Raw genomic sequence first — 25,489 nt, forward strand, 5'->3', positions numbered from 1 at the left:
TATCCTATTTCTTTTTGTTGTTCAATTTATTTAGACGTTCTTTTGCTGCTGGCAAAATATCATCTTTCGCATCATAGTTATCCACAATCGATTCAAGTGTAGCTTTCGCCTGGAAAGAATCTCCTTTACCTGCATAAGCATCAGCCATGGTAATAAAGCTTTTCGCCACCCAATATTCGTACGAAGAGAAATTATCGGATAGATCCATTGCTGTTTTGATACAAGCATCGTATTGTTTATTTTCCAATTGTAGTACCGCAACATTGTATTTTGCTTCGGCACCGTATACTGTACGGCTCTTCAATGCAGCTAAACTGAATTCTTTCATTGCCTCAGTTTTCTTATTCTGCTTCACATAGCATTTACCGGCATACAAGAATGCATTTGCGATCTCCTCTTCCGAAGATTTTTCGTAATTCTTAACAGCGTTGGTGTAATTTAATGCTTCTTTATAATCCCCAATTTGGAAATAAGAGACCATTAGGTTATTTATTGCGAAACCATAGTTAGCCTTGTATTCAGAAGTAAGCTCCAGCTTTTTCAACAACTGTGTTGCTTCGTTATATTTCTTTTGTTTCAAATACAAATTTGACACCGAAATCAACGTGCGTTCCGTATAAGGAGATGTCCAGTCATTCAAGATAATATTATAATCATGTAGTGCATCTTCTGTATTGCCCAAAGCTGCGTTACTTTCAGCACGAACAAAACGCGCATATTTCTCTTGATTTGGTTTCGGGAATTTATCGAAATACGCATTTACAGCTTCCACCGCCCCTTGGTAATTTCCTCTCGAGAATAGGGTTGTGGCAGTCGAGAATGAACGTGAGTCTTGTTCAGATTTCGACGCATCCCCTAAGTTTGTTCCAGTTGCATATTTGATATACCCTGTTGCATCGCCTTTGTCCAAATAGATGTTCTCAATTGACCGCATGGCCTGTCTTGCTTCATCTGTTGATCCATATTGGTCGACTACACGTTGGAAAGTTGCCAATGCAGCATCATTGTTATCTTGATTATACTGAACTAGACCAATCGTCACCAAAGCACGTGGCACATAACTGCTGCGCGGATATTTTTCAACCATTGTTTGAAGGCCAGCAATTGCCTGATCACTTTCTCCCATCAAGAAACGTGTGTAAGGAATCTCAAACGCAATATCATCAGCATAATTAGAACTCGGGAATTGTGCAATAACAGCATTCAATGTTGAAATTTTACCATTGTTATCCCCTTGTAAACCTTGAATAATACCACGCTGGAATAACGCGTAATCCTGACTAGGCGCTTTAGAAGAGATCAACTTATTGTATTCTGTTAATGCTCTGCCGTAGTTTTTCGAAGAGAAATAAGAATCACCTAAGCGTGCAATTGCATCATTACGTGTATTCATTTCTATTCCTTTCGAACCACCAGACGCTAAGAAACGCTCGAAGTAATTTGCCGCCGTGCTGTAGTTACCATTACGGAAAGCCGCATAGGCTAACGCATAATTGGCATACCCATACACATCAGTTTTACTAGCTCCCGGCAAGCGTAGGAATTTATTGAAATTTGTAACCGCTTCACCGTATTTACGCACTTCGTACATTGCTTCCGCTTTCCAATAGGTGGCTAAAGCGTAAATTTCCTCGTCATAGCGAAACTCTTCAGAGCGCATGAATAGGGAAATTGCATTTTCAAAAGCACGCTCATTATAATACTCCAAACCTCTATAGTAGGTCACCTTTTGATAAGCTGCGTTTGCTTCTTTTCCACGTTTAGGGATAGATTCCAAAATATCAACTGCCTCACGGTAGTTTTTTGTACTCAACAATACTTCAGCAAGCAAAGTTTTTGCTTCCTCTAAGCGTTTCGATTTTGGGTACGTTTTCAGGTATTCTTGTGTCGAAGCCAAAGCCACTTGGTGGAATTCCAATTCATACGAAAGCTTAGCATAGTTGAATAAGCCTTCTTCTTGCATTGCTGGATCAAAATCCAATTTCGAAGCACGGAAAAATGCGTTACGCGCAGATTGCTTATTGCCTTTCTTCAAGAAAGCATCCCCTAGAGTAATCATCGCAGATTGATAATATGCGTCAGGATCAGTCATTTTTTCCAATTCAGTGATCGCTTTATCGTAATCCTTCAATTTGTAAGCGATGTAACCGATTTGGTAGCTATCCTGATTATTCTGCGTCTTACCTTGGTCTTGTGCCTGGAATTTATCGTAATACTCTTTTGATGTTTTTAAATCACCTTTGATAAAGTATGTTGCCGCTATAATACGGAACATCTCTGTTTCATTTTCTTGTTTTGTTCGCGACAAAATTGGCAACGCATAATCCAACACATCGTCGTAGCGTTTATCCAAGAAATACAAAGCAGTAATATAATAAGGGTAACTATTTTCGAATTGTTTAGATCCATTTAGGCGCTCAAATTCATTCAACGCCGTTTTATACTCGGCGTCTAAGTAAGAAAGATACGCGTAATAATAGATTGAAGCTTCCTGAAATTCAGTTTTCTGATCTTTCAATCCTTCAAATAATGGTTTCGCCGTTTTATAATCCTTTGTCATAAAGGAAGCATATCCATATTTAAAGCGATATTCTACATTTTCTTTACCTGCTAAATTTTTGCTGTCGATCTTGTTAAACCACTCTAAGGCCTTAACATAATCTTTTTTAGCATAATAGGATTTACCGATTTGAAAATAAGCTGCTTTAGCATTTGCACTGACAGGGAAATCTTTAATGTATTTCAGAAAACGGTTTTCGGCATCGGATTCGCCCAATTCCAGTGCGCAAACCGCTTGATAATACCGTACGTTCTCTTTCAACAAAGACAGTTCCTCTGTTTCGTCCAATTGCAAGTTGGATTTTGTCCGCAAAGCTTCAACACGGTCAAATTGGGCTGAAGCAGAACTAAATTTTCCGCGTTCATACAATTCCATCCCTGTTTTGTACGCCTTGTTGATTTGTTGCCATTCTGTCTGTTGCGCTAATGCTGGCGTCGCCATAACGGTTAATGCAACTCCCACCTGGTAAATCTTCTTATACATAATATGTGAAACCTTAATATGTTATTTATCTGCAAATGTAAATGAATCTCCCTCCAAACCGTGATAAATTCGCATTTCAAAGCAAATTTATCGAAAGCCTCTCTGCCATTAAAGGCTTTAAGATAGCCCCAAATTTATTGAAAATCAATTCAAATCTCCACTTCTCAGGGAGATAGTTTTATTCATTTTACTAAATTATACTTTAATTGAGCTATTTTACACAAAAGTTATTAACATCTGTGAATAACCCCGTATTATAACGGAAATTTTGCACAAAAAATATGCCCGACAAAAAATAAAGTCAGGCATACTATTGTTGCATTTGAAAACAGTGCTATTTAGTCTCATACGTACATTAACGCACGTCAAAACCAATTTCGACTATCCGCGTTGCCCTGCTAATAGATACAAGACAGCCATGCGCACAGCAACACCATTTTCAACCTGATCCAAAATAATTGAATGTTCGCTATCCGCGACATCCGATGTGATTTCGACCCCCCGATTGATTGGCCCGGGGTGCATAATTGTGATTGGCTTCTCTAAAGAATCCAAAATCTCTTTATTCAATCCATATAGCATGGAATATTCCCTTAAGGAAGGGAAATAGGCAATATCCTGACGCTCCAATTGAATCCGTAACATATTTGCAACATCACACCAGTTCAACGCTTTCCGCAAATCATGCTCTACTTTTACACCCAATGATGTAATATGTTTAGGAATTAGTGTGGTCGGACCACAAACCATCACTTCTGCACCTTGCTTTTGAAGACATAAGATATTCGACAAGGCAACGCGTGAATGCGTAATATCCCCAACGATAGCTACTTTACGACCAGCTACATCACCATAGCGTTCACGGATCGAAAATGAATCAAGTAAAGCTTGTGTAGGGTGTTCATGTGCTCCGTCACCTGCATTGACAATTTGTGCATCAACATGTTTACTTAGAAATACCCCAGCTCCGGCGTATGGATGTCTCATCACAATCATATCAACCTTCATTGCAAGAATATTGTTCACCGTATCGATGAGTGTCTCACCCTTACTTACTGAAGATGAGGATGCCGCAAAATTCACGATATCCGCAGAAAGTCTCTTTTCAGCAAGTTCAAAGGATAGACGTGTCCGTGTCGAATTTTCAAAAAACACGTTGGCAATCGTAATATCCCGTAACGACGGAACCTTTTTGATTGGTCTATTTAATACCTCTTTGAAATTACTTGCTGTATCCAGGATCAATTGGATATCATTCTCATTTAGATCTTTGATCCCCAATAAATGGCGGGTACTTAATTGTTCTGCTACAGATGACATTTTATAGTATATTCAAATATTTACTAATCATTTTTTATTGAAAGTGCCTGTTTCCAAAGGTCACCAATAACCTCTAGTATCGTCATGACACCGCTATTAATCGCTAGCTGACGTCTTCTTTTCTGTAATCAAGATAATACTATCCTGATCCTCTGATTCTTTCCAGTTAACAATTACTTTTTGTGAATCAATAGAATCTACCTGTATTCCGATATAATCAGGCTGAATAGGGATCTGTCTAGAGAAGCGGCGATCGACCAAAACAAGCAATTCTATTCTTCTTGCACGGCCAAATGCCTGTACAGCATCCATTGCCGCACGAATAGTACGTCCTGTCCATAAGACATCATCTATAAAGATGACCTCTTTACCTTCTACAATAAAATTGATATTTGTGCTATTTGCTAAGATTGGACCAGTATTCCCTTTCGTACGGAAGTCATCGCGATAAAAGGTAATATCCAAATCGCCAACTAAAATCTCTTTTCCGATCATTTGTTCAAGCTCTTTGACGATACGTCTCGCTAAGAAAGTTCCTCGGGGTTGAATACCTATGACGACAGCATTTGAAAAATCACCGTGATTCTCAATCAATTGACGACATAGTCTTTGAATTGTGATTTGAAATTTTGGTCCGTCTAATAAAATCGACTGTTTCATTATGGGAATGTTTGAGCAAAGCTACACTTTTTTTAACAAAAACGAAGCCATGAAGGGCAATTAATTTCAATATTTGCACCCAGCTGGCACAATAACAAAAAGTGATTTAAACAAAGAATATCTTCCTTTCAGGGAAATTTACAAACCAATTATTCTAGCACATTAACAGATTTTGAAGTTATATACAATACGAATTGCCAATCATTTACAGCAAATTCCCTGAAATCGAAATGCTATAGGTAGAGACTATTCATCTAGCTTGGCACGTTTATTATTCCGTGCAAAAAAATACACCGGTACACCGATTAATACAAGTATAAAGCCGGGCCAGGTATATTGTGGCTTATAGATAATTAATAATACACAAAATACGGTACCTATCAACAGGTACAAGATTGGTGTAATCGGAAAGAGGAAGGTTTTATAAGAACGTTCCAAATCGGGTCTCCGGATACGCTGAATAATAACACCTAGCACTGTGACCATATAAAATATGACAATAACAAAAGATATCATATCCAGTAAATTGCCATATTGTCCGCTCAGGCAAAGTAAGGAAGCCCAGATTCCCTGAAGCCATAACGATCGCGCGGGCACATCATATTTGTTATTGGGAATCGCCTGCTTCAGAAACAATCCATCTTTTGCCATGGTCTGAAAAACACGCGCTCCGGACAGTGCAAGTCCATTAACACAACCAAAGGTCGAGATCATGACCAAAATCGCCATCGCTACCGTGCCACTATGTCCCAATATTTTTTCAGCCGCCGCTATGGCAACACGATCATTTGCCGCAAAAGCAATTTCCTCTCTATTTAATGCCGCCAGGTAAATGTAATTACAACTTATATAGAGCAACATCACCAAGCTAGTTCCGATAACCAATGCCCGAACAACATTACGCTGCGGATTGACGATCTCACCGGAAACAAACGTTACATTTTCCCAGGCCACACTACTAAATACAGAACCTACCATGGCAGCAGCTAATGCCCCCATCAGTACGCCTCCTGAGATCTGCGACCAGCCTGCTCCTTTCAAATTTTGAAAAGAGTCCCAGCCATAAGCCATATTTTCTGAAAAATGATTTTCTTTAATCAAGAAAAGGCCACCTAAAATCAGTAAAATCAGCGCAATGATTTTTGCTGAAGTAAAGAAAGATTGAACAGCTTTCCCACTCTTGATCCCTCTTGTATTAATAAAAGTAAGGAGAATAATAACACCCATAGCAACAATCTGTATCCAGGTAATCTTAAACTCTCCACGCTGAAATAGCGGTGTTGCATCATTTAGCTGCGGAATAAGGTAGGCTGTAAACTTACCAAAGGCAACAGCTACAGCTGCTATCGTTCCCGTTTGAATGACAGTAAATAAGCTCCAGCCATATAAAAAGCCGATTGGCTTCCCAAATATTTCTGTCAGATAGGTATATTGCCCGCCAGCCTTTGGATACATAGACGACAACTCGCCATAGCAGATTGCCGCCGCAACAGTTGCTAATGCGGTCAATAACCAAACTATCGCCAACCAATATCCGGATCCCAGCTGCCGCATCATATCACTCGATACAATAAAAATACCGCTTCCGATCATCGATCCCATGACCAGCATAACTGCATCCCACAATTTTAATTGACGTTTCATCATAACTTAAGGTTGGTTTTATATGGCGTTAAGCTAAGAAAAAATAATCAAAAAAAATGCTGCCCTTTCCTACATCGCATCAAAAAGTGTTTTTCCTTTTCGAATACCTGTAGTAAAGGGCAGCTCCTTCGGTTAAAATGATGTCTCTAATTGTTACTCAACACCATATTGTTGTTTATACGATTTTTCTAAATCGGTCACTTGCTGTAGCAATTGTTTTTCCGAGGTAGAGGCTAAAATACTCTTATAGGCACCCAAAGCACGCAAAGCTGTTCCAATATTGGAATATTCAAGTTCTGGCTTCGTTTGGGCAATATCCTGATACCAACGCATATTTTGGGTCATAAACTTCAAGTTACGGTTTACAATCTCATTCGCACGCTTCGTTTCACCAGTTTCATACAACACATTGACAATTGGAATATAGCCTAAAATATCACGCATCAAATAAACACGTTTTGGCATTTTCTCAAAGGTTTCAACAGCGATTTTACGCGCCTCATCCTTATGACCTTCCATCATCAACTGTGTCGCTGTACCACCCATTACAGTATTTGTAATCATGGTAATCATGCGGTAAGATTCAGGATCCAGGTAAGAAGCATGTGCCATATTACCCCATTGGTATTTCGTAGTAATGTCTTTGTAAGCAGACTGTGTATCAACCAATGTACCTTCTGCTCCGGCAGGAGTTGCAATTGGCATCAAGCGCAGCGCAAAGCCCTCTTGTACTAAATATTTATCTAAACCAAGGTAGTTATCATTTGGAACTGTTGCCGCAAAATAAATTGGACGTTTCCAATCGTTATTCAATAACACATTTAAGATAGATAATTCAGCTCTAGAAATATAATTTCTATTGTAGGTCCAGCTCATGGTATCGACAATAGATTCTTGCCAAGCTTTAGGAACGACATTATTTTTCAGAACAGATTCTTTATTCACTGGAAGGCTAAAGTTTTTGGTTGGCAGGAAGTTTTCAAACTTACCACCTCTCAATTCCAATTTGTTCTTCTGGTCGTCAGACAATAAAATCTGCATGATCAAATCCAGATCCACATGTCCTGGAACTTTCATATCCTGATAATAAAGCACTTCGCGAACACCTTTCTTGAACTTTTCATCATCGATATTGATCGGTAAACCATCTGCCTGATTCACTTTTTGTTTCATCTGGCGCATATACCAGTCCGAACTCAACAAACTTAAGTTTACGACACGTACATCCGGACGATAATTTTCGACTTCCTGAACATACCATAAAGGATAGGTATCATTATCACCGTAAGTAAATAAAATAGCATTGGGCGCACATGACGCCAAATAGTTTTTAGCAAGATCACGGGCAGTTGTTTTCTCCGAACGATCGTGATCATCCCAGTTTTGGAAGCCTAGCAATACTGGAGCTCCCAATAGACAGGCTACTGTAGCGGCACCAGCTGCAATTTTACCATCCACTTTTTTGCTCAGATAATCCGCAATAGCGAAAACACCAAGTCCGATCCAGATGGCGAAGGCATAAAAAGAACCTGCATACGCATAGTCACGTTCACGTGGTTGAAGTGGACTTTGATTTAAATATAATACAATTGCTAATCCTGTAAAGAAAAACAACAGACCCACAATTCCCGCATCGCGTTGTCTCTTTCCAAAATGCCAGAATGCGCCGATTAAACCAATGATCAAAGGCAAGAAGTAGTATTTGTTATTCGAAGGGTCAGTCTTCAAAGAATCTGGAATGGCATTTTGTCCACCAACATGCAACTGATCAACAGGTTTAGCACCTGAAATCCAGTTACCTTCGGTAAATGAACCCTGCCCTTGTTGGTCATTCTGACGACCGGCAAAATTCCACAAGAAATAACGGCCGTACATATGTCCGATCTGATAACTGAAAAAGAACTTCAAGTTATCGCCAAAAGTCGGCGACTGGCCTTCCGGGATTTTTAAGTAATCACGATAATATCCATCATGCCCATCTCGATTGCTGTAAACACGAGGGAAAAACATCGTTTTATCGTATTTATAGTCCATACCGTTCTCCACCTTGGTATACTTGTCCTTATCTTTTCGATATGTATACGTAGGTTCGGCATCAACCACTTGCGCATCAAATGTAGGTCCGTTTAAAAGAGGCTCACTTGCATATTGCTCACGTCCAAGATAACTCACAAAAGAAAACGCATTATCCGGATCACTGTTATTTAACGTAGGATTTGCCTTGGCACGCACCGTGATCATGGCAAAGGAACTATAACCAAAAATGATAAATGCTGCACTGATTAAGATCAGGTTTAGCATCGGCTTGACCTTTTTGATTGAATACCAGATCCCATATACAAAAAGAGCTACCGCTAAAATCATGAATAGGTTAAATCCAGTTCCGAAGCCCATTCCCAAGCTATTCACAAAGAACAGATCTAAATATGCTGCCGCTTTCACGGTGTATTGAATAATACCCCATAAAATCAACGCCAAAACAACGACACCGATCAAGAAAGCTTTGATCGCCCCCGATGATGTTACAGTTTTTGAACGTTTAAAATAAATCACCAAAGCAATTGCCGGAATCACCAAAAGGTTCAGTAAGTGCACCCCGATAGAAAGTCCCATCACATAGGCGATAAAGATCAACCAGCGGTCCGAACCAGCTTCATCGGCATGGTTTTCCCATTTTAGAATACCCCAAAATACGACGGCTGTACATAAAGACGACATGGCATATACTTCGGACTCTACTGCTGAGAACCAAAATGTATCCGTAAAAGCATAAGCCAGTGCACCAACAGCGCCCGAGCCGAATATTTTGATTAAATCGGTTGATGTATATGATCCATCAACACCTTTTACAACGATTTTCTTTGCTAAAGCTGTAATTGTCCAAAATAAAAACAAAATGGTCAGACCACTACATACCGCAGATCCCACGTTCATCCAGAAAGCAATTCGTGTAACATCTCCACCAGCAAGGTTTGAGAATATATTTTGAATCATTAAGAATAAAGGTGCTCCTGGCTGGTGCACAATTTGAAGTTTAAAGGCTGAAGCGATAAACTCGCCACAGTCCCACCAACTCGTCGATCGTTCGGCAGTCATGACATACGCTACAGTTGCTATTAGCGCACATATCCATCCTAAAAGATTGTTGATTTTAGTATAGTTCATAAAATGATAACTGTAAAAAGTATTATTAATACGGCTCGAAAATAAGGATAAGTTAATAAGAAATGAACTTTATTCTGATTTTTTAACACATATTAATTGAAAAAATTTCATTACGCGATCCAATATTGGCTGAAAGGAAAGCATTCGCAAAAGCACTCGTGTACTTTTGTGAGCCAACATCTCGATAAAAAAGCTTAGCGCGCATATCTTTTCAAATCAAAACAAAAATTATTTCTTTGAAAATCAGCCCTAATACACTTTTAAGTTCATTTTTATTTGCAGAAATGAGAATAGTCCGTATATTTGCATCATCAAATGTGAACGAGATCATCACGATAGCAATCACTTTTGAATTGTTTGTCCGATAGTATAAGGGTAGTACAACAGTTTTTGGTTCTGTTTGTCTTGGTTCGAATCCAGGTCGGACAACAAACAATAGAAAAGGCTTGCAAATGCAAGCCTTTTCTGCGTTATATGCAAGGCTTATTATTTATAAAAGGGTTTAGATTTTTTTAAATTTACATTTTGATTTTTAAAACAAATCTCTATCTTTGCGTCGTCAAAAAGAGAAAAACGGAAACGTTGACTTTTTAGAGACATTGTCCGATAGTATAAGGGTAGTACAACAGTTTTTGGTTCTGTTTGTCTTGGTTCGAATCCAGGTCGGACAACTTTTAAAGTTAAGCGTATATGGATTGTGAAAACAATCCATTTTTTTTAATGTTTAACTTTAAAAAACAGTAAGGGAATAAAAATATTGAATAAACGACAATACAATAACCCAACATAAATATACAAAACCATGCCTTTGCAATTCAACACGGTTAAACTATTTGCAGGTTCTGGCACTACAGAACTAGCCGAAAAAATCGCACAATCTTACGGGAAACCACTAGGAGACAAAACATTGTCACGTTTTAGCGACGGTGAGATTCAACCTTTCTACAATGAGTCAGTTCGCGGAAGCGATGTATTCATTATCCAATCTACCAACCAACCTACCGACAATCTTTTTGAATTATTATTGATGACAGATGCAGCGAAGAGAGCTTCAGCGCATTATATCACAGCGGTAGTCCCTTACTTTGGTTTCGCAAGACAAGATCGAAAAGACAAACCAAGAGTTGCTATTGGCGCAAAAATGATCGCCAATCTGTTGACTGCAGCTGGTATCCACCGTATCATGACAATGGACCTGCACGCAGCACAAATCCAAGGTTTTTTCGATATCCCTGTTGACCATTTGGATGGCTCTATCATTTTTGTTCCTTATATCAAATCGTTAAAACTTCCAAATCTAACGATTGCTTCACCAGATATGGGTGGTTCATACAGAGCACGTACCTTTGCTAAATTTTTCAATGCAGAAGTTATTATCTGTGACAAACGTCGTAAACGTGCAAACGAAATCGAATCAATGTCAATTATCGGCGATGTAACTGGTCAAGATGTGGTTTTGATCGATGATATCTGTGATACGGCTGGTACACTTTCAAAAGCAGCGGCATTGATCATGGAAAATGGTGCAAAATCTGTAAGAGCCGTTTGTACACATGCTGTGTTGTCCGGAAAGGCATATGAAACAATTGAAAACTCAGTATTGTCAGAAATGATCGTAACCGATACCATTCAATTGGATCCAGAAAAAGCAAAACAATCGACCAAAATCAAAGTATTATCAACGGCTGATTTATTTGCAAAAGCAATCACAAGTGTAAATCAACACTCTTCAATCTCTAATTTATTTGAAGTAGAGTAATCTTTGAGTTTTAGATCCTAGATATTGGACCCTGGTACAGAAAGCATTCAGCTCAACGACCAGGGTCTTTTTTTTGTATTGCGCCACCACCCCACCTTCTCCCAAAAAACAACAAACATTTAAAAGTGCACTTCCGCTTGGTTCTTATCTTTTAACCATAGGCGAATAGCCCTTTTTATCGAGTATAAGCGAGTATATAAGTTAGCAATTGATTGATACCAAATTCTACAATAACAGGGGATTTACAGAGGGTTAACAGGGGGTTAGCAGGGGTATAACAGGGGTAAAGCCCTGCTAACCCCCTGTTATACCCCTACTAAGAGAGTCCTATTCCAGTTTTAATATAGGAAATGGTATTAATTTGGTCATACATTAGGGTAAACAAGCAGCATTGAATAAGTATAGTCATGAACACAGAAAAATTGAACACATTGAATAAGTGCCTGTTTCCGAGCTAATATCGATCGTATTTTTTTGATAATATCAGAAATTAGATTATCTTTGCACCTCAAATTTATAAAAAATTAAAAGATGAAATCAATTGCTATTAGCGGTTCTGTAAGACAGAACGTAGGGAAAAGAGATGCAAAAGAATTGCGTTACCAAGGTTTAGTACCAGCAGTACTTTACGGTGGTACAGAGCAAACAGCTCTTTCTGTATCCGCAGCTGATTTGAAACCAGTTCTTTACACTGCAGACGTAATCATTGTTGAATTAAACATTGAAGGTCAAACTAAAAGAGCTATCGTTCAAGACGCACAATTCCACCCATTAACTGACTTAGTTACTCACGTTGACTTTTTAGAATTATTTGATGACAAAGAAATATCATTAAATATTCCTATCAAATTAACAGGAACTTCACCAGGTGTAAAAATGGGGGGTAAATTAGTTCAAAAATTACGTAATTTACGCGTAAAAGCATTACCTGCAAACTTGCCGCAAGACATTGAAGTACCAATGGAATCTTTAGAAGTTGGTAAATCAGTTCGTGTAGGTCAAATTCAATTGGAAAACGCAAAAGTATTAAACAATGCTGATGATACAATCGTATCAGTAATCATGTCTCGTGCATTGCGTCAAGCTGAACAAGAAGCAGCTAAAGCAACTAAAGGTGGTAAAAAATAATCTGAACAAGATTTTTAAAATACTGCAGAAAGCACCGAAATTCGGTGCTTTTTTTGTTTATTAAAATTTCTATTTTTGCAGCATGAATTATCTTATCGTTGGATTAGGCAACATTGGCAGTGAATATGCCGATACACGGCATAATATAGGTTTTATGGTTGCCGATGAACTTGTTAAACAGGTTGGCGCCAGTTTCTCCTTGCTCAAGTTGGCCTATTATAGCGAATTTAAACAAAGGGGGCACAATGTCACTGTGATTAAACCTACGACTTATATGAACTTAAGCGGCAAGGCCGTCAATTACTACATGCAACAATGCAAAGTTCCTATTCAGAATGTATTGGTGATTGTGGATGATCTGGCCATTCCATTTGGTTCGCTAAGGATGAAACCCAAAGGAAGTAGCGCCGGTCATAACGGGCTCAAATCCATTGAGCAGCTTTGCGGCGGACAGGTTTATCCGCGCTTACGTTTCGGTATTGGCGATAATTACCCAAAAGGTAGACAAGTAGATTATGTACTTGGCCCTTTTGACAAAGAGGAACAAGCTGAACTACCGGCTTTAATTGACCATTCCGTTAAAATGATCCAGAGTTTTGTCAATATCGGCATCGAGCTGACGATGACAAATTTGAATACAAAATAGTAAACGTTTCTAAAGCTCATTAATGTAGTGCCTTATATTGGTATTGATTTATAACAAAAAAGACCGATTTAAATCGGTCTTTTTTTATTTTTTACTCAGAGAACTTTACATTAGTTACTGCTTTCTGCCCGGGCCTTTTCTTTTTCAATCTCCATCTTAATCGTGCCGCTTACCTTCTCTTTTAATTTCCCATTAGCCTGCTCATCGTTTTTCTGTTCACTTGCTTTCTTCCGGGTCGTAACGATAATGACACCATCTTTGCCTGCATTTCCATACAACGCAGTCGCACTTGCATTTTTCAAAATCTCTATTGATTCAATATCCTTCGAATCAAGTTTTTCCAAACTGGTCTCCCTCTTAACCGTCCCATCAACCACAAGCAATGGCTTGACTTTTCCATCATAGCCACGAACACGAACAGATGGAAAATCAGTACCAATAGACTCATTCGCTGAATTATTCCCCAACAATCCCATTACCGCGTTAGAACTTATCCTTTTTGATTTATCCGAAAAAACATCCAGTTTCGCCTCATCTGATTTCTCACTTTTCTTATAACCAACAACAGTAACAACCTTGTCATTCTGTCCTTCGTTTTTCTTAGAACCAATCGTCGAACTAATCTTATCATCCGCTCTGTTGTCATTCTTATAGCCAACGACGGTAACAACATTATCCCCCTTTTTATCATCCTGTCCAATTGGACGCACTTTATCACTCACTTTATCCGGATTTTCACGGGCCCATTTTTTTGTCGTAATCAATATAACGCCATTCTCTGCATCTGATCCATATTTAACGGTCGCAGACGCTCCCTTTAATACCGTTATATTGTCAATTCCATCCGGCGTCAGCGCCAGCTCCTTCACCATTTTTTGATCTGCTCTCTTGCCATCAATAACATACACCACATCAGTTGACTTATCATTCGTTAGCTGATCATCACGATACGTCACCCCTATCGTAAGCCCTTTGAGTTTGGTCATATCTTTGCCAATATGAGCTCCTTCCTTCAATTTCACTTCAAGGATACCGTCTTTCCCAACATCTTCACCATACTTTTCAATAGCAGCCTGCCCCTGTAATACCGAGACTGATGCTATAGCATTTGGATCGATATCATCCACAGTAAAAGTTCTTTCCTGCACAATACCATTCATGACACAACGTAATTTTTTTTGCGCTATATCCGAATGTTGTTGCATCTCAACAGTATTGGCCAAGATTGCTCCGCCAGCAATATCAATTGAAGACTTCGTCCGATACTTGATCATATCACTATCATTCGAAAACCAGTACTTCGCCAGTTTTCCTTCAGGAATAGCCAAAAATTCTGCCTTGGAGACCAATTTATTATCCACAAAATACTTTTGATTTTTTGAGAAATCAATAGCAGATCTTTTGATTTCCCTAAAATCTCTCGCCTCCACCTGATTTGCTTTAGCCACAGTATCCGCTAACGCAATAGAGCTCCTATTTGATTGATCTTCCTGAGATTTTAAATCAGCTGTTGGCAACTGAATAGGTAATACTGTCTCATTTGCCTTCTCAACTACCCCCTCAATACTACCCTCCGCTTTACTTACCGTAAATGCTGCTCCCGTCAATAAAAATACCGGTAAAAGAAAGGCGTATTTACTCAGCTCTATTTTCGATGATCGCTTCTTGTTCATCATCATAATACGACGTTTTAAAAGTTTAAAATTAAATTGATTACTCAACCCTACTGAAGTGCCCTTTTTGGACACATTCAATAGGCTGTATTGGTACGTCTGCTTGTCAATTCCTTTATCGAGAACCTGTTGATCAGTCAGGAACTCCAAATTTTGGCGAATGGCCCTGCGCATGAGCCAGACGAAAGGATTGTACCAACAACACACCAATATCATTTCAAACAGTAAAATATCCAGACTGTGAAGGCCTTTCACATGAATATCTTCATGCTTAAAAATATCTTTTAGTTCAGCATCAACATGCTGTCCTTTATTGACATAGATTTTATTCAAAAACGAAAATGGAACAATAGGAATAAGCACATTCCGGAATAGATAAGTCCGCCATTGATCGGACCTCGAATTCAGATGAATTCGCAATAAGCTCAATAATTGAAATACAAATTTTAATAACAATACAACAGCACCGGCCATAAACACGATTTCCACCAACCTTCCTAACGTCAGCTGCTGTTGAACCTCCGGCTCCGTAATATAAAGTGAAATCCGCTCGCCTACGACCCCAATACTCAATCCACGCTGTACAAACAAAGACTTTAAATCCAAAAACGGATACAGAAAAGCAAATAGCCCCCCTACTAAGAAGTAGGCTCTATTTAAAAAATAGAACGTCAAGCCTTTCAACAGTCCAATATATCCCAGATAGATAATACCCAACAACAGGTTGACTTGTATAATATATGTTAGTAGACTTTCCATGCCATTAAGATTTATTATGCTTAATCATATCCATGATCTCCTTTAACTCATCGGCCGTCAGTTTTTCTTCCTGTACAAAAAAGGAAACCATCTCCTTATAGGAATTTTTGAAATAATCGCCCACAAAGGAGTTCATAAACTTGGCCTTATAATCTTCCTCACTCACCATCGGCTCGTAGCGTTTGGCATTGGCATAGCGTACTGCTTTCACAAAATCCTTACGCTCCAGATTCTTTACTGTCGAAGCCAAAGTCGTATAAGGCATCTTCTCGCCCTTTACATTATCCAAGATCTCTTTTATAAAACCTCCATTGAGGCTCCAAATGGATTGCATTGCCTGCTCTTCCTGTGCTGTTAATTTTTCCATGTCTTTATCTTCCTTTTTCTAATCTATCACTAATCTACGAATAATTCGTAAATACAAAAAATATTTTTTCGTTCCTTTTCGGATCTTCCCCAAAATAAGGCCTTCCTCAACCCTCCCAAAAAAGAAGTGGCTCATTTCTTGCGTATTTAAACTCAAATCCGACGAATATAAGTTAGCTGGCAGAAAATTTGCGATACGTTTATTTTAATTCTAAATTCATTCATAAATCGCTTCATCAATTGAAAAAAAAGAATTTCCACTGTATAAAATTGATAGCAATCAGTCGCACTGTTCATTCCAAAAGGAGATGGTTTAAAACAAATACAAGAAAGATAAATGGCTAAAAATATCAAAGCGATCAAATGTCCGCATTGTGGCAGTATAAAAATCACCACATTACGCCCCGATTATTACAAATGTGATAGCTGTGGAACAGAATTTTTTCTGGATAGTGATGACATCAATATCAACCACAACTATAACTACCCACGCAACAACCAAGATCAATATAAAGCCATACGGATTGTATTATTTGCTGTTGTAGGCTTTATTGCGCTTATGTTTGTCATTGGAGCCCTAAGCGCTATTTTTTCCAAAAAGCCAGCGCCCAATTATTCAACTTACAGCACTTCCAATACAGCAGAGAAAAAAGAAGAGGCCGAACCACTGGAATGGAACTATGCAAGCAACACGCTATTTTTGGATAAAGATAATACGCCACATGTTGTTGTCGTCGGTAATGTCGGAACCTTCAGAAAACGAATGGACGAAGGCAAGGACAATAAAGTTTATATCGGACTCTTCGATCCCAAAACAGGTAAAAAAGAATGGGTAAAGGCTTTGATGGAAACTCCCGTCGAACTGTCAAGCAGCGACGTCACACTTCAGGTATTTGAAGACCAGAATCTATATATCATCGTCAAATCCAAATATATTTATCAGCTGGACAGAAATACACTCACGTATAAAAGTGTCCTTGAGAACTATGTAAAAGATGCACCATCTTTAAGCACAGGCATCGCTAAAGTTGAATTTAAATACGAAGACTATGGTTCGGCCTATCAAATTGTCAACAATGAAGGACAAAACCTAGCTTATTATCCCTTGATTAACAAATCTATTCCCGACAAACAGCTGTACGACGAAAGAAGAAAAAAGCTTCCCAACCCAACTACAAAAACGGAATTTACCTTTTCAAGTAAATCCAGTTATTATCCAGAAGAAAAAATCCAGTTAATCCAATACAGTTACCAATATCAATATGGATTCCCAAAAGATAGCCCGCGATTTTCCTGGGATAAAGACTATGGCGGGTCGGGCATATTCACCGACCGCGATCCTTATAAAAAGGTATTGATTAATCCATGGCAATTTAAAGGCGCCCGTCTGATCAGCTTCAAAGACTTTACGCCAGGAAGACTTTACTTTCAGCCCGTAATCATTGCGCAGAATGACAAAACGCTACTCATTGCGTATAAACCAACGCCTGCTGAAGACGACCCTTTCCAGATCCAACTATTGGATGTGGCAACAGGCGCAATACAAAAAACAGTGACCACAGACCTTAAATCCATGTATGGAAATGGGAGCCTCCTCAAAGATGGTTTTATTATAAAGGGAGCCAGCGACTATTATTATTTTGATAATAGCGGCAAACAAATCAACAAGTTTGAAGGGTATAACCCCAAATTCGACACACTAAATTAAACACTATGGGACTATTTAATCTTTTTAACAACCAGCTTTCTGAAGTCATCGAGTGGAAAAACCAAGACCCTCGATTATTGTGGTATAAATTCCCATCCGAAAGGAATGAGATCAAAAATTCCAGCAAGCTGATCCTCGCTCCAGGGCAGGGTTGCATCCTTGTCTATGAAGGAAAAGGTGAAAACCTGTTGACTGAACCGGGAACGTACAACCTCAAAACGGACAACCATCCATTCTTTACCACTTTAGCGCGTTTGCGGCAGAACTTTGAATCCGAACATAAGCTTTACATCTACTTTTTTCGCACAGCCGCTATCGTCAATCAATCCTGGGGAACGGGGACACCTATTAAATACATCGACCCCCATTACAATTTACCAATAGAAATCGGCTTGAATGGTACGTTCTCTTACCTCATCAAGGAACCGGTACATTTCTATAAAAACATTGTAGCTAATCAAAATACGGTTAGCACAGCTGTCATTCAGGACATCATCAATAATCGGATCCCACAACAAATTATTGCGCAGATTGCACAAAAAAAACTGGGTTACAATGAGATTGACAGTCAACTGGGACTGTTATCCAACGACATCAAGACTGCGGTTGAACAAGATTTTAATGACCTTGGTCTCGACATTACGGATTTCAAAATCTTAGGAACTCAATTTGATCCCAATACACAACGAAGAATTGGAGAAATCGCCGATTTAAGCACACAAAATCAGGCGGCACAACAGGCGGGTCTAAGCTATGTTGAATTAGAAAAACTACGTGCGCTCCGTGATGCCGCTAAAAATGAAGGGGGAATCGCCGGTGTAGGGGCACAGCTGGGCGTCGGTATGGAACTCGGAAAACAGTTTGACCTTCAAAAAGAGGAGATTAAAGATCATATTCAGCAAGAGGGCGACTTTGTCGAGAAACTTCAAAAGCTGCAGCTGTTGCTCCGTGAGAACATCATTACCCAAGAAGAATTCGATACACTAAAAAAACAGATCCTCAACAAAATATAACGCATGCGGGGATATTCATCTGACGATTCAGCTCAATTATACCGAGGTGAATCAATTCATAACACATAAATTAATTCAGCTATGAAATACATATTCGGTATATTATTCACCTTGGTGATACTTTTCGTTGCCACCTATTTCCTACTGGGACTTTGGGGCATTAAGCTATTGGATGCAGAGAACTTCAGCAAAATATTGTGGACTACAGGAATTCTGACACTAACGTCCATTATTCTGGTGTGTTTTGTCATACTACCCTTTTTTGGATCGGGTAAACAGGGCAACTACGAAGACAAAGGAAAGGTTGCACAAAGAAAAATAGATTGATATTTTTTGCAAAATAAGATAATGTTAAATTTGAATAAATTATTTGCTTATTTAAGTAAATAATTAGTGAATATTATCCAAAATGACGCAATCATGTCATTTTAATTCCAAAAGAACTTTCAATTTTAAATATCAAATAGTTAAATTTGTGAGATTAGCATAACAAATCAGATATAAGATAATATATAAACATGTCAGATAAAGCATCTATAAATTTAGACGGCACTTCGTATGACCTTCCAGTCATTGTCGGTACTGAAAATGAAAAAGCAGTTGATATTTCCAAATTAAGAGATCTAAGCGGATTTATTACGTTAGACCCAGGATACAAAAACACAGGTGCAACGAAAAGTGCGATTACTTTCCTTGATGGCGAAAAAGGCATATTGAGATATAGAGGATATCCAATTGAACAATTGGCAGAGAAATCGACTTTCTTGGAAGTTGCTTATTTGTTGATTTATGGAGAGCTTCCAAAAAAAGAGGTATTGGAAAAATTCAGAGCTGACATCAAAAAGCAAATGATGATTCACGAAGATATGAAAAACTTCTTCGCTGGATTCCCATCCAAATCTCACCCAATGGGCCAACTTTCGTGTTTAGTAGGCGCATTGTCGGCATTTTATCCAGAATCTTTAAATCCAAACTTAACAGAAGAAGAAGAAGATCAAACGATCATCAATCTTTTGGCAAAAATGCCAACAATCGTTTCTTGGATTCAAAAGAAATCATTAGGTCATCCTGTTGTTTATCCAAAAAATAACCTTGGTTACATTGACAACTTCCTAAACATGCTGTTTGGAGAAGTGAATGATGAAAAAACATTTGATCCTGTTGTCATTGACGCCATGCACAAATTGTTGATTTTACATGCTGATCATGAGCAAAACTGTTCAACATCTACTGTTCGCATCGTTGGTTCATCCAATGCAAACCTTTATGCATCCGTTGCATCGGGTATCAATGCATTATGGGGACCATTACATGGTGGTGCAAACCAAGCCGTAATCGAGATGTTGGAGGCCATTAAAAATGATGGTGGTGATGCTGAAAAATATCTTGCTAAAGCAAAAGATAAAAACGACCCTTTCCGTTTAATGGGATTCGGTCACCGCGTTTACAAAAACTTCGACCCTCGTGCTAAGATTATCAAAAAAGCATGTGATGATATCTTGGAGAAATTAGGCGTTCAAGATCCGGTATTGGATATCGCTAAAAAGCTCGAAGAAGCAGCATTGAATGACCAATATTTCATCGACAGAAAACTTTATCCGAATGTTGACTTCTATTCAGGTATCATCTACCGTGCATTAGGTTTCAAAGCAGATATGTTTACCGTATTATTTGCTTTAGGCCGTCTACCGGGATGGATTGCACAATGGAAAGAAATGCGCGAAAACAAAGAGCCTATCGGTCGTCCTAGACAAGTATACGTTGGTCACACAGAACGCGACTACGTTGAATTTTCAAATCGTTAATCCGATTTCGATTTATATCCTAAAAAAGCATCCTTCGGGGTGCTTTTTTATTTTCACCCGAGCTAACATGAATGGCTTTACAGCTATCTGAAACCACCCACTCGAATAATATATGATTACTCGTCGTTACGCTATTGTCACGATAATCTACTTGTTAAGTATATTTTAATTTTTCCTTATCTAAATTCCTTGTTTTTCGTTAAGTTTGCGTATTCATTGGTCTCTTATTAAAAATCATTATAAATAAGGCTTGTTAGAAACAATACTACATATCTTGGTTCCCATTGCTATTTTCACCTTTATAGCAGCTTTCACCTTGTTTGCAGTATATGCCGAGCGAAAGATCGCGGGATTTGTACAAGATCGTCTAGGACCGATGGAAACAGGAAAGTATGGCAGTCTCCAAACGATCGCCGACATTCTCAAATTATTACAAAAAGAATTAATTACCCCCTCATCGGCCGATAAAATTCTCTTTAGAGTTGCTCCTATCGTTATTTTCGTGGCTGTTTTTACAGGTTTTGCCGTTATTCCATGGGCCAAAGATTTTATTCCAGCGGATACACATACGGGTCTGTTCTTCATAATGGCGATAATCTCCATTGATGCTTTGGGCATTTTAATGGCTGGTTGGGGATCTAACAACAAATATTCTTTATTAGGATCCATGCGTGCCATAGCACAGATGGTGTCCTATGAAATTCCGGTAGGCCTCTCGCTGATTACGGTCGTTATGCTAACCCAAACCCTAAATTTGAATGAAATCGCTATTGGGCAAGGCATCCTAACCAATGGAAGCATTAAATTCTTAGGTCTTTGGGAAGTCAATGAGATTGGGGGCCTCTTCGCCTGGAATATTTTTCAGGCCCCACATTTGATTATCACCTACATCATATTCTTTATCGCAACCCTTGCCGAATGTAATCGTGCTCCCTTTGATATCCCGGAAGCCGAATCTGAATTGGTCGGTGGCTTCCATACGGAATATGGCGGGATACAATTTGCCTTTATCTTTTTGGCGGAGTATGCCATGATGTTTTTGGTCTCGATGTTGGGGGTTGTCCTCTTCTTAGGAGCTTGGAATACACCATTACCAAACATAGGTGTGATACGTTTGGCCGATTGGACCACAGGCTTAGTGTGGGGAATATTTTGGACCTTAGCAAAATCATTATTTATTGTCGGTATCCAAATGTGGATTCGATGGACATTACCTCGGTTACGTGCAGACCAACTGATGAGTTTATGTTGGAAAGTATTGACACCGTTGGCTTTTATTTGTATGGCCATTTCTGCAATTTGGCGAATTTTAGTTATAGCATAGAATATGATATTTAAAACGGCTTCGCATGCATTTCGTACGGCAATCAAGGGTTTATCTTTGACTGTTAAACACTTGTTTGGTGCCCGACGTTCGCGAACGGAATTAAATATTAAAAAGGATAACTACTTTGATCAGCAGGAAGGTATTGTTACTGTTCAATATCCGCGTGAAAAAATGCCTATCCCCGAGGTTGCCCGCTATCAACTGCAAGTCGATATCGAGGACTGTATTGTATGTGATTTATGCGCAAAGGCTTGTCCTGTCGACTGCATCGAAATCGAAGCCATCAAATCACCGGAAGCGATTGGAAAAACCTCAGATGGTAGCGTTAAAAGACTATACCCGGCCAAATTCAACATTGATATGGCTAAATGTATGTATTGTGGGCTATGTACTGTCGTATGTCCGACAGAATGTATTACCATGACCAACGAATATGACCGCAGCTCACAAAAACTGACTGATCTTATCTATGGTTTTTCAGATATGACCGATAGCGAGGTTGCACAACGTAAAGCAGAATGGACCAAGTTTCAAGCTGAAAAGGAGGCAGCAAAGCAAAAATAAAAGATGGAAAGTATTTTATTCTACGCCTTTGCTACCCTAGCAATCGGTTCAGCACTTTTGCTCGTCAATCTTAAAAATATTGCGCGTGCTTTATTCCTGTTTTTTATTGTCTTATTTGCAATGGCAGGACTTTACCTATTTGCTTTAGCCGATTTCGTGGCCATTACACAAATTATGGTTTATGTTGGCGGCGTGCTCATATTGATGTTATTTGCCTTTATGCTTTCCAATAAAGAGCTTTTAAAAGATCTCCAAGATAGCAGCGGTTCATTCTTAAGCATACCCAAATGGCAGACTATTCCAGTAGTGCTTGGCTTCCTGTTCCTAATGCTATACGGCATTATTGAATGGCAACAAGCCCCGTCTGCGTGGATTTTACAAGCTAGAGAAAATAACACCGAGATTGTCGCAACAGACAATAATATTCATCAGATCGGATTACGTTTTATGACTTTTTATGTATTGCCATTTGAAATCATATCCGTGTTTTTGATGATGGCCTTGATAGGAGCCTCACATTTATCCAGAAAGGAGCGTACAATATGATTACGCTGACGCATTTTTTAGTTGTCAGTGCCTGCATCTTTTGCATTGGTCTCTATACCGTTCTTTCCAAGAAAAATGCAATTATGATTTTGGTCGGTATTGAGTTGATGATCAATGCAGCTATCCTGAACTTTGTTGCTTTTGGAAAATATGATAAATTGAGTTATGGTGGGCAAATTTTTGCATTATTTGCCATCGTTCTTGCTGCGGCCGCAGTCGCTGTTGGATTGGCTATCGTATTAAATGTTTATAGACATTACAAAACCATTAATCCGGATGAGATAAACCAATTAAAAGACAAGTAAACATTGGATCAATTTGTTCACATATCGCCCCATTTGACCGCGCTACTTACCTTGGCAGCACCATTAGCGGCATTCATATATCAAGCAATAGTAGGCAAACGCGACCAGTCCGGCCTTGTTTCTCTCACGGCTATCATCCTTAGCTTTATCGCTGGCGGCTTCACCTGGTTCTCCATATGGAATAATCCGACAGTATCAATTCAGGTAAATTGGTTCACCATTGGTGAAACATCATTTAAAGTTGGTATCCTGCTGAACAATTTGAGCACTTTGATGCTTTTTTTGGTACCGACTGTTGCCTTACCCGTACATATATACTCCAGAGCCTATATGCATGGCGATTCAGGTATTCACCGTTATTGGATGTATCTCAGCCTTTTCTGTTTTGCGATGTTGGGATTGGTCATTATGGATAGCCTACTGTTGATGTATGTTTTTTGGGAATTGGTCGGTTTTGCATCGTATCTCCTCATCGGCTTCTGGTTCACACGTGAAACAGCTGTACAAGCCAATAAAAAGGCATTTTTGGTCAATCGCATCGGCGACCTCGGTTTTCTAATCGGGCTTGCGATCCTATTTACACAGTTCAAAACCCTCAATTTAATCGATCTATTTGGGGACAATGGCTTAATCTATCAATCCACAATCGCCCAAGGATTATGGATATCTCCAGTCAATAGCTTACCTCAGATTTGGCTTACCATTGCAGGGTTAGCCTTCTTCTTGGCAGCTATGGCTAAATCTGCACAATTTCCGTTACATGTATGGCTTCCTGATGCCATGGAAGGCCCTACATCCGTATCTTCGTTGATTCACGCCGCGACAATGGTTGCTGCTGGTGTATTCCTGCTGGCTACCGTATTTCCATTATTTAATGAATCTGCCTTATTATTTATTGCCATCATTGGTACAATAACCGCTGCTTTGGCCGCATACTTTGCGCTTGGCCAATACGACATCAAACGTATTCTTGCCTTTTCGACCATATCGCAGCTTGGTTTTATGATGGTTGGAATTGGTATTGGAACATGGGATGCTGCTTTATTTCATCTGACAACTCATGCTTTCTTTAAGTGTCTGTTGTTTCTTTCCGCCGGAGCTGTCATTCATGAAATGGCCCATCTTAAAGAACATAGTCACCTGGACTTTGACCCGCAGGATTTACGGAATATGGGCGGGCTACGTCAATATATGCCAAAGACCTTCGTGCTGATGAGCATAGCTTCGCTAGCACTTGCAGGATTCCCTTTGACTTCAGGTTATCTATCCAAAGATAGTATTGTTATCTCCTCCTTTGAATGGGCTATTTCAAAAGGTAACTTATACCTTATCATCCCCATAAGTTTGATTCTGGTGAGTATTTTAACGGCTTTCTACATTGGTCGTTTGCTATTCAAAGCCTTTTTTGGGGAGTTCAGACTGTTGAAACAACTTCAGGGCAAACTACATGATCAACCGCTACATGAAGCGCCAAAAACCATGTTGATCCCCATGTTTTTTTTGGGACTGTTCTGCTTATTCCCACTATTTTCTTTCAACCCTTTTTCGTATCACGATTCCTGGTTGATGGACGGCCTTTTATTGGATGAATATACTTTTGCACCAAGTCACAGTGCACACCTTATTATCCCTGCAATACTGCTTCTTGGTTCTGCTATTGGCTGGATCATCGGCTGGAAATGGTATGTACAAAATAAATACCCTTTAAACCCCGCTAGCCAGGCGTTAAAAGCCGCTTTCAACCAGGGGTATATCAATGAGTTTTACGAAGCAGTCTTTGTTAATGGCACATTAAAATTAGCACAGTTCTGTTATTGGTTTGACCGTCATATCGTTGACGCTTTCGTTTCTTTGATTCAGTTTATCGTCTTATCCCTTTCTCAGCTAAGTGTTTGGATAGACAAATATATTGTAGATGGTTTTGTTAATACGGTTGCTACTGTAGCCTATTGGACAGGCAATCAGGTTCGCCTGGTCCAAAACGGAAAGATACAGACAACATTGTATTCCGTCTTTTTATTAGTTTTACTTGGTTTAATTTATCTTATATTCTTTTAG

The 25,489-nt window shown here is 39.1% G+C and carries 19 protein-coding genes; 12 read left to right on the forward strand and 7 right to left on the reverse strand.

From position 1 onward, the window contains the following. Nucleotides 1-4: 4 nt before the first annotated feature. From M2419_RS25610 to M2419_RS25630, 5 genes are all read right to left on the reverse strand, one after another. A complete protein-coding gene (locus tag M2419_RS25610; RefSeq protein WP_075994217.1) occupies nt 5-3,043 on the reverse strand; it encodes a tetratricopeptide repeat protein in 3,039 nt (1,012 codons plus the stop codon). A gap of 381 nt (nt 3,044-3,424) precedes the next feature. Further along, a complete protein-coding gene (locus tag M2419_RS25615) occupies nt 3,425-4,363 on the reverse strand; it encodes an aspartate carbamoyltransferase catalytic subunit (RefSeq protein ID WP_046672752.1) in 939 nt (312 codons plus the stop codon). Between the two features lie 96 nt (nt 4,364-4,459). Then, nucleotides 4,460-5,023, reverse strand: coding sequence for a bifunctional pyr operon transcriptional regulator/uracil phosphoribosyltransferase PyrR (gene pyrR / locus M2419_RS25620; protein WP_075994219.1), 564 nt, complete (start codon nt 5,021-5,023; stop codon nt 4,460-4,462). A gap of 246 nt (nt 5,024-5,269) precedes the next feature. Then, nucleotides 5,270-6,670, reverse strand: coding sequence for an APC family permease (locus M2419_RS25625; protein WP_227550148.1), 1,401 nt, complete (start codon nt 6,668-6,670; stop codon nt 5,270-5,272). Nucleotides 6,671-6,820: 150 nt separating this feature from the next. Beyond that, nucleotides 6,821-9,832 carry a DUF2723 domain-containing protein gene (locus tag M2419_RS25630; RefSeq protein WP_182330755.1) on the reverse strand — a complete coding sequence of 1,004 codons (3,012 nt, stop codon included), beginning with the start codon at nt 9,830-9,832 and terminating at the stop codon, nt 6,821-6,823. 802 nt (nt 9,833-10,634) lie between these two features. On the opposite strand from M2419_RS25630, the gene M2419_RS25635 reads away from it, so the two are divergent. The 3 genes from M2419_RS25635 to pth all read left to right on the forward strand — a co-directional run bounded on the left by M2419_RS25635 (nt 10,635) and on the right by pth (nt 13,365). Beyond that, nucleotides 10,635-11,591 (forward strand): ribose-phosphate pyrophosphokinase, encoded by a 957-nt coding sequence (locus M2419_RS25635; protein WP_153845656.1) that lies wholly within the window; start codon nt 10,635-10,637, stop codon nt 11,589-11,591. Between the two features lie 531 nt (nt 11,592-12,122). After that, the gene (locus tag M2419_RS25640; RefSeq protein WP_153845657.1) at nt 12,123-12,719 is read left to right on the forward strand and encodes a 50S ribosomal protein L25/general stress protein Ctc; all 597 of its coding nucleotides are present in this window, start codon (nt 12,123-12,125) and stop codon (nt 12,717-12,719) included. 82 nt (nt 12,720-12,801) lie between these two features. After that, nucleotides 12,802-13,365 carry an aminoacyl-tRNA hydrolase gene (pth, locus tag M2419_RS25645; protein ID WP_182982060.1) on the forward strand — a complete coding sequence of 188 codons (564 nt, stop codon included), beginning with the start codon at nt 12,802-12,804 and terminating at the stop codon, nt 13,363-13,365. Between the two features lie 110 nt (nt 13,366-13,475). Here pth and M2419_RS25650 read toward each other — a convergent pair whose 3' ends face one another. Beyond that, on the reverse strand, nt 13,476-15,797 hold the full coding sequence (locus M2419_RS25650) for a M56 family metallopeptidase (protein ID WP_153845659.1): 2,322 nt from the start codon (nt 15,795-15,797) through the stop codon (nt 13,476-13,478). 4 nt (nt 15,798-15,801) lie between these two features. After that, the gene (locus tag M2419_RS25655; protein WP_075994224.1) at nt 15,802-16,164 is read right to left on the reverse strand and encodes a BlaI/MecI/CopY family transcriptional regulator; all 363 of its coding nucleotides are present in this window, start codon (nt 16,162-16,164) and stop codon (nt 15,802-15,804) included. A gap of 336 nt (nt 16,165-16,500) precedes the next feature. Here M2419_RS25655 and M2419_RS25660 point away from each other — a divergent pair, with 336 nt between their 5' ends. The 9 genes from M2419_RS25660 (at nt 16,501) to M2419_RS25700 (ending at nt 25,489) form a co-directional block, all read left to right on the forward strand. Beyond that, nucleotides 16,501-17,871: a hypothetical protein gene (locus M2419_RS25660; RefSeq protein ID WP_182330752.1), complete on the forward strand. Its 1,371-nt coding sequence runs from the start codon at nt 16,501-16,503 to the stop codon at nt 17,869-17,871. A 5-nt stretch (nt 17,872-17,876) separates the two neighbouring features. Then, the gene (locus tag M2419_RS25665; RefSeq protein ID WP_159727215.1) at nt 17,877-18,884 is read left to right on the forward strand and encodes an SPFH domain-containing protein; all 1,008 of its coding nucleotides are present in this window, start codon (nt 17,877-17,879) and stop codon (nt 18,882-18,884) included. 81 nt (nt 18,885-18,965) lie between these two features. Then, nucleotides 18,966-19,211 carry a hypothetical protein gene (locus M2419_RS25670; protein ID WP_120333696.1) on the forward strand — a complete coding sequence of 82 codons (246 nt, stop codon included), beginning with the start codon at nt 18,966-18,968 and terminating at the stop codon, nt 19,209-19,211. A 191-nt stretch (nt 19,212-19,402) separates the two neighbouring features. Continuing rightward, nucleotides 19,403-20,689, forward strand: a complete 1,287-nt coding sequence (locus tag M2419_RS25675) for a citrate synthase (RefSeq protein WP_153845662.1) — start codon at nt 19,403-19,405, stop codon at nt 20,687-20,689. Nucleotides 20,690-20,939: 250 nt separating this feature from the next. Beyond that, nucleotides 20,940-22,013 (forward strand): NADH-quinone oxidoreductase subunit NuoH, encoded by a 1,074-nt coding sequence (nuoH, locus tag M2419_RS25680; RefSeq protein WP_153845663.1) that lies wholly within the window; start codon nt 20,940-20,942, stop codon nt 22,011-22,013. 3 nt (nt 22,014-22,016) lie between these two features. Continuing rightward, nucleotides 22,017-22,580 carry an NADH-quinone oxidoreductase subunit I gene (locus M2419_RS25685; protein ID WP_046672765.1) on the forward strand — a complete coding sequence of 188 codons (564 nt, stop codon included), beginning with the start codon at nt 22,017-22,019 and terminating at the stop codon, nt 22,578-22,580. Between the two features lie 3 nt (nt 22,581-22,583). After that, the gene (locus tag M2419_RS25690; protein WP_153845664.1) at nt 22,584-23,126 is read left to right on the forward strand and encodes an NADH-quinone oxidoreductase subunit J; all 543 of its coding nucleotides are present in this window, start codon (nt 22,584-22,586) and stop codon (nt 23,124-23,126) included. Further along, the gene (gene nuoK, locus M2419_RS25695) at nt 23,123-23,431 is read left to right on the forward strand and encodes an NADH-quinone oxidoreductase subunit NuoK (protein ID WP_075994232.1); all 309 of its coding nucleotides are present in this window, start codon (nt 23,123-23,125) and stop codon (nt 23,429-23,431) included. The genes M2419_RS25690 and nuoK overlap by 4 nt, the downstream gene beginning before the upstream one ends. A gap of 3 nt (nt 23,432-23,434) precedes the next feature. Further along, on the forward strand, nt 23,435-25,489 hold the full coding sequence (locus M2419_RS25700; RefSeq protein WP_153845665.1) for an NADH-quinone oxidoreductase subunit L: 2,055 nt from the start codon (nt 23,435-23,437) through the stop codon (nt 25,487-25,489).

This window comes from Sphingobacterium sp. BIGb0116 (assembly GCF_024808035.1).
GTDB lineage: Bacteria > Bacteroidota > Bacteroidia > Sphingobacteriales > Sphingobacteriaceae > Sphingobacterium > Sphingobacterium paramultivorum.

Coding starts and splice junctions, on each gene's coding strand:
- nuoK (WP_075994232.1), top strand. CDS start 23,123: ATGATTACGCTGACGCATTTTTTAGTTGTCAGTGCCTGCATCTTTTGC.
- M2419_RS25685 (WP_046672765.1), top strand. CDS start 22,017: ATGATATTTAAAACGGCTTCGCATGCATTTCGTACGGCAATCAAGGGT.
- M2419_RS25660 (WP_182330752.1), top strand. CDS start 16,501: ATGGCTAAAAATATCAAAGCGATCAAATGTCCGCATTGTGGCAGTATA.
- M2419_RS25625 (WP_227550148.1), bottom strand. CDS start 6,670: ATGATGAAACGTCAATTAAAATTGTGGGATGCAGTTATGCTGGTCATG.
- M2419_RS25670 (WP_120333696.1), top strand. CDS start 18,966: ATGAAATACATATTCGGTATATTATTCACCTTGGTGATACTTTTCGTT.
- M2419_RS25610 (WP_075994217.1), bottom strand. CDS start 3,043: ATGTATAAGAAGATTTACCAGGTGGGAGTTGCATTAACCGTTATGGCG.
- M2419_RS25615 (WP_046672752.1), bottom strand. CDS start 4,363: ATGTCATCTGTAGCAGAACAATTAAGTACCCGCCATTTATTGGGGATC.
- M2419_RS25655 (WP_075994224.1), bottom strand. CDS start 16,164: ATGGAAAAATTAACAGCACAGGAAGAGCAGGCAATGCAATCCATTTGG.
- M2419_RS25690 (WP_153845664.1), top strand. CDS start 22,584: ATGGAAAGTATTTTATTCTACGCCTTTGCTACCCTAGCAATCGGTTCA.
- pth (WP_182982060.1), top strand. CDS start 12,802: ATGAATTATCTTATCGTTGGATTAGGCAACATTGGCAGTGAATATGCC.
- M2419_RS25665 (WP_159727215.1), top strand. CDS start 17,877: ATGGGACTATTTAATCTTTTTAACAACCAGCTTTCTGAAGTCATCGAG.
- M2419_RS25630 (WP_182330755.1), bottom strand. CDS start 9,832: ATGAACTATACTAAAATCAACAATCTTTTAGGATGGATATGTGCGCTA.
- pyrR (WP_075994219.1), bottom strand. CDS start 5,023: ATGAAACAGTCGATTTTATTAGACGGACCAAAATTTCAAATCACAATT.
- M2419_RS25650 (WP_153845659.1), bottom strand. CDS start 15,797: ATGGAAAGTCTACTAACATATATTATACAAGTCAACCTGTTGTTGGGT.
- M2419_RS25640 (WP_153845657.1), top strand. CDS start 12,123: ATGAAATCAATTGCTATTAGCGGTTCTGTAAGACAGAACGTAGGGAAA.
- M2419_RS25675 (WP_153845662.1), top strand. CDS start 19,403: ATGTCAGATAAAGCATCTATAAATTTAGACGGCACTTCGTATGACCTT.
- M2419_RS25635 (WP_153845656.1), top strand. CDS start 10,635: ATGCCTTTGCAATTCAACACGGTTAAACTATTTGCAGGTTCTGGCACT.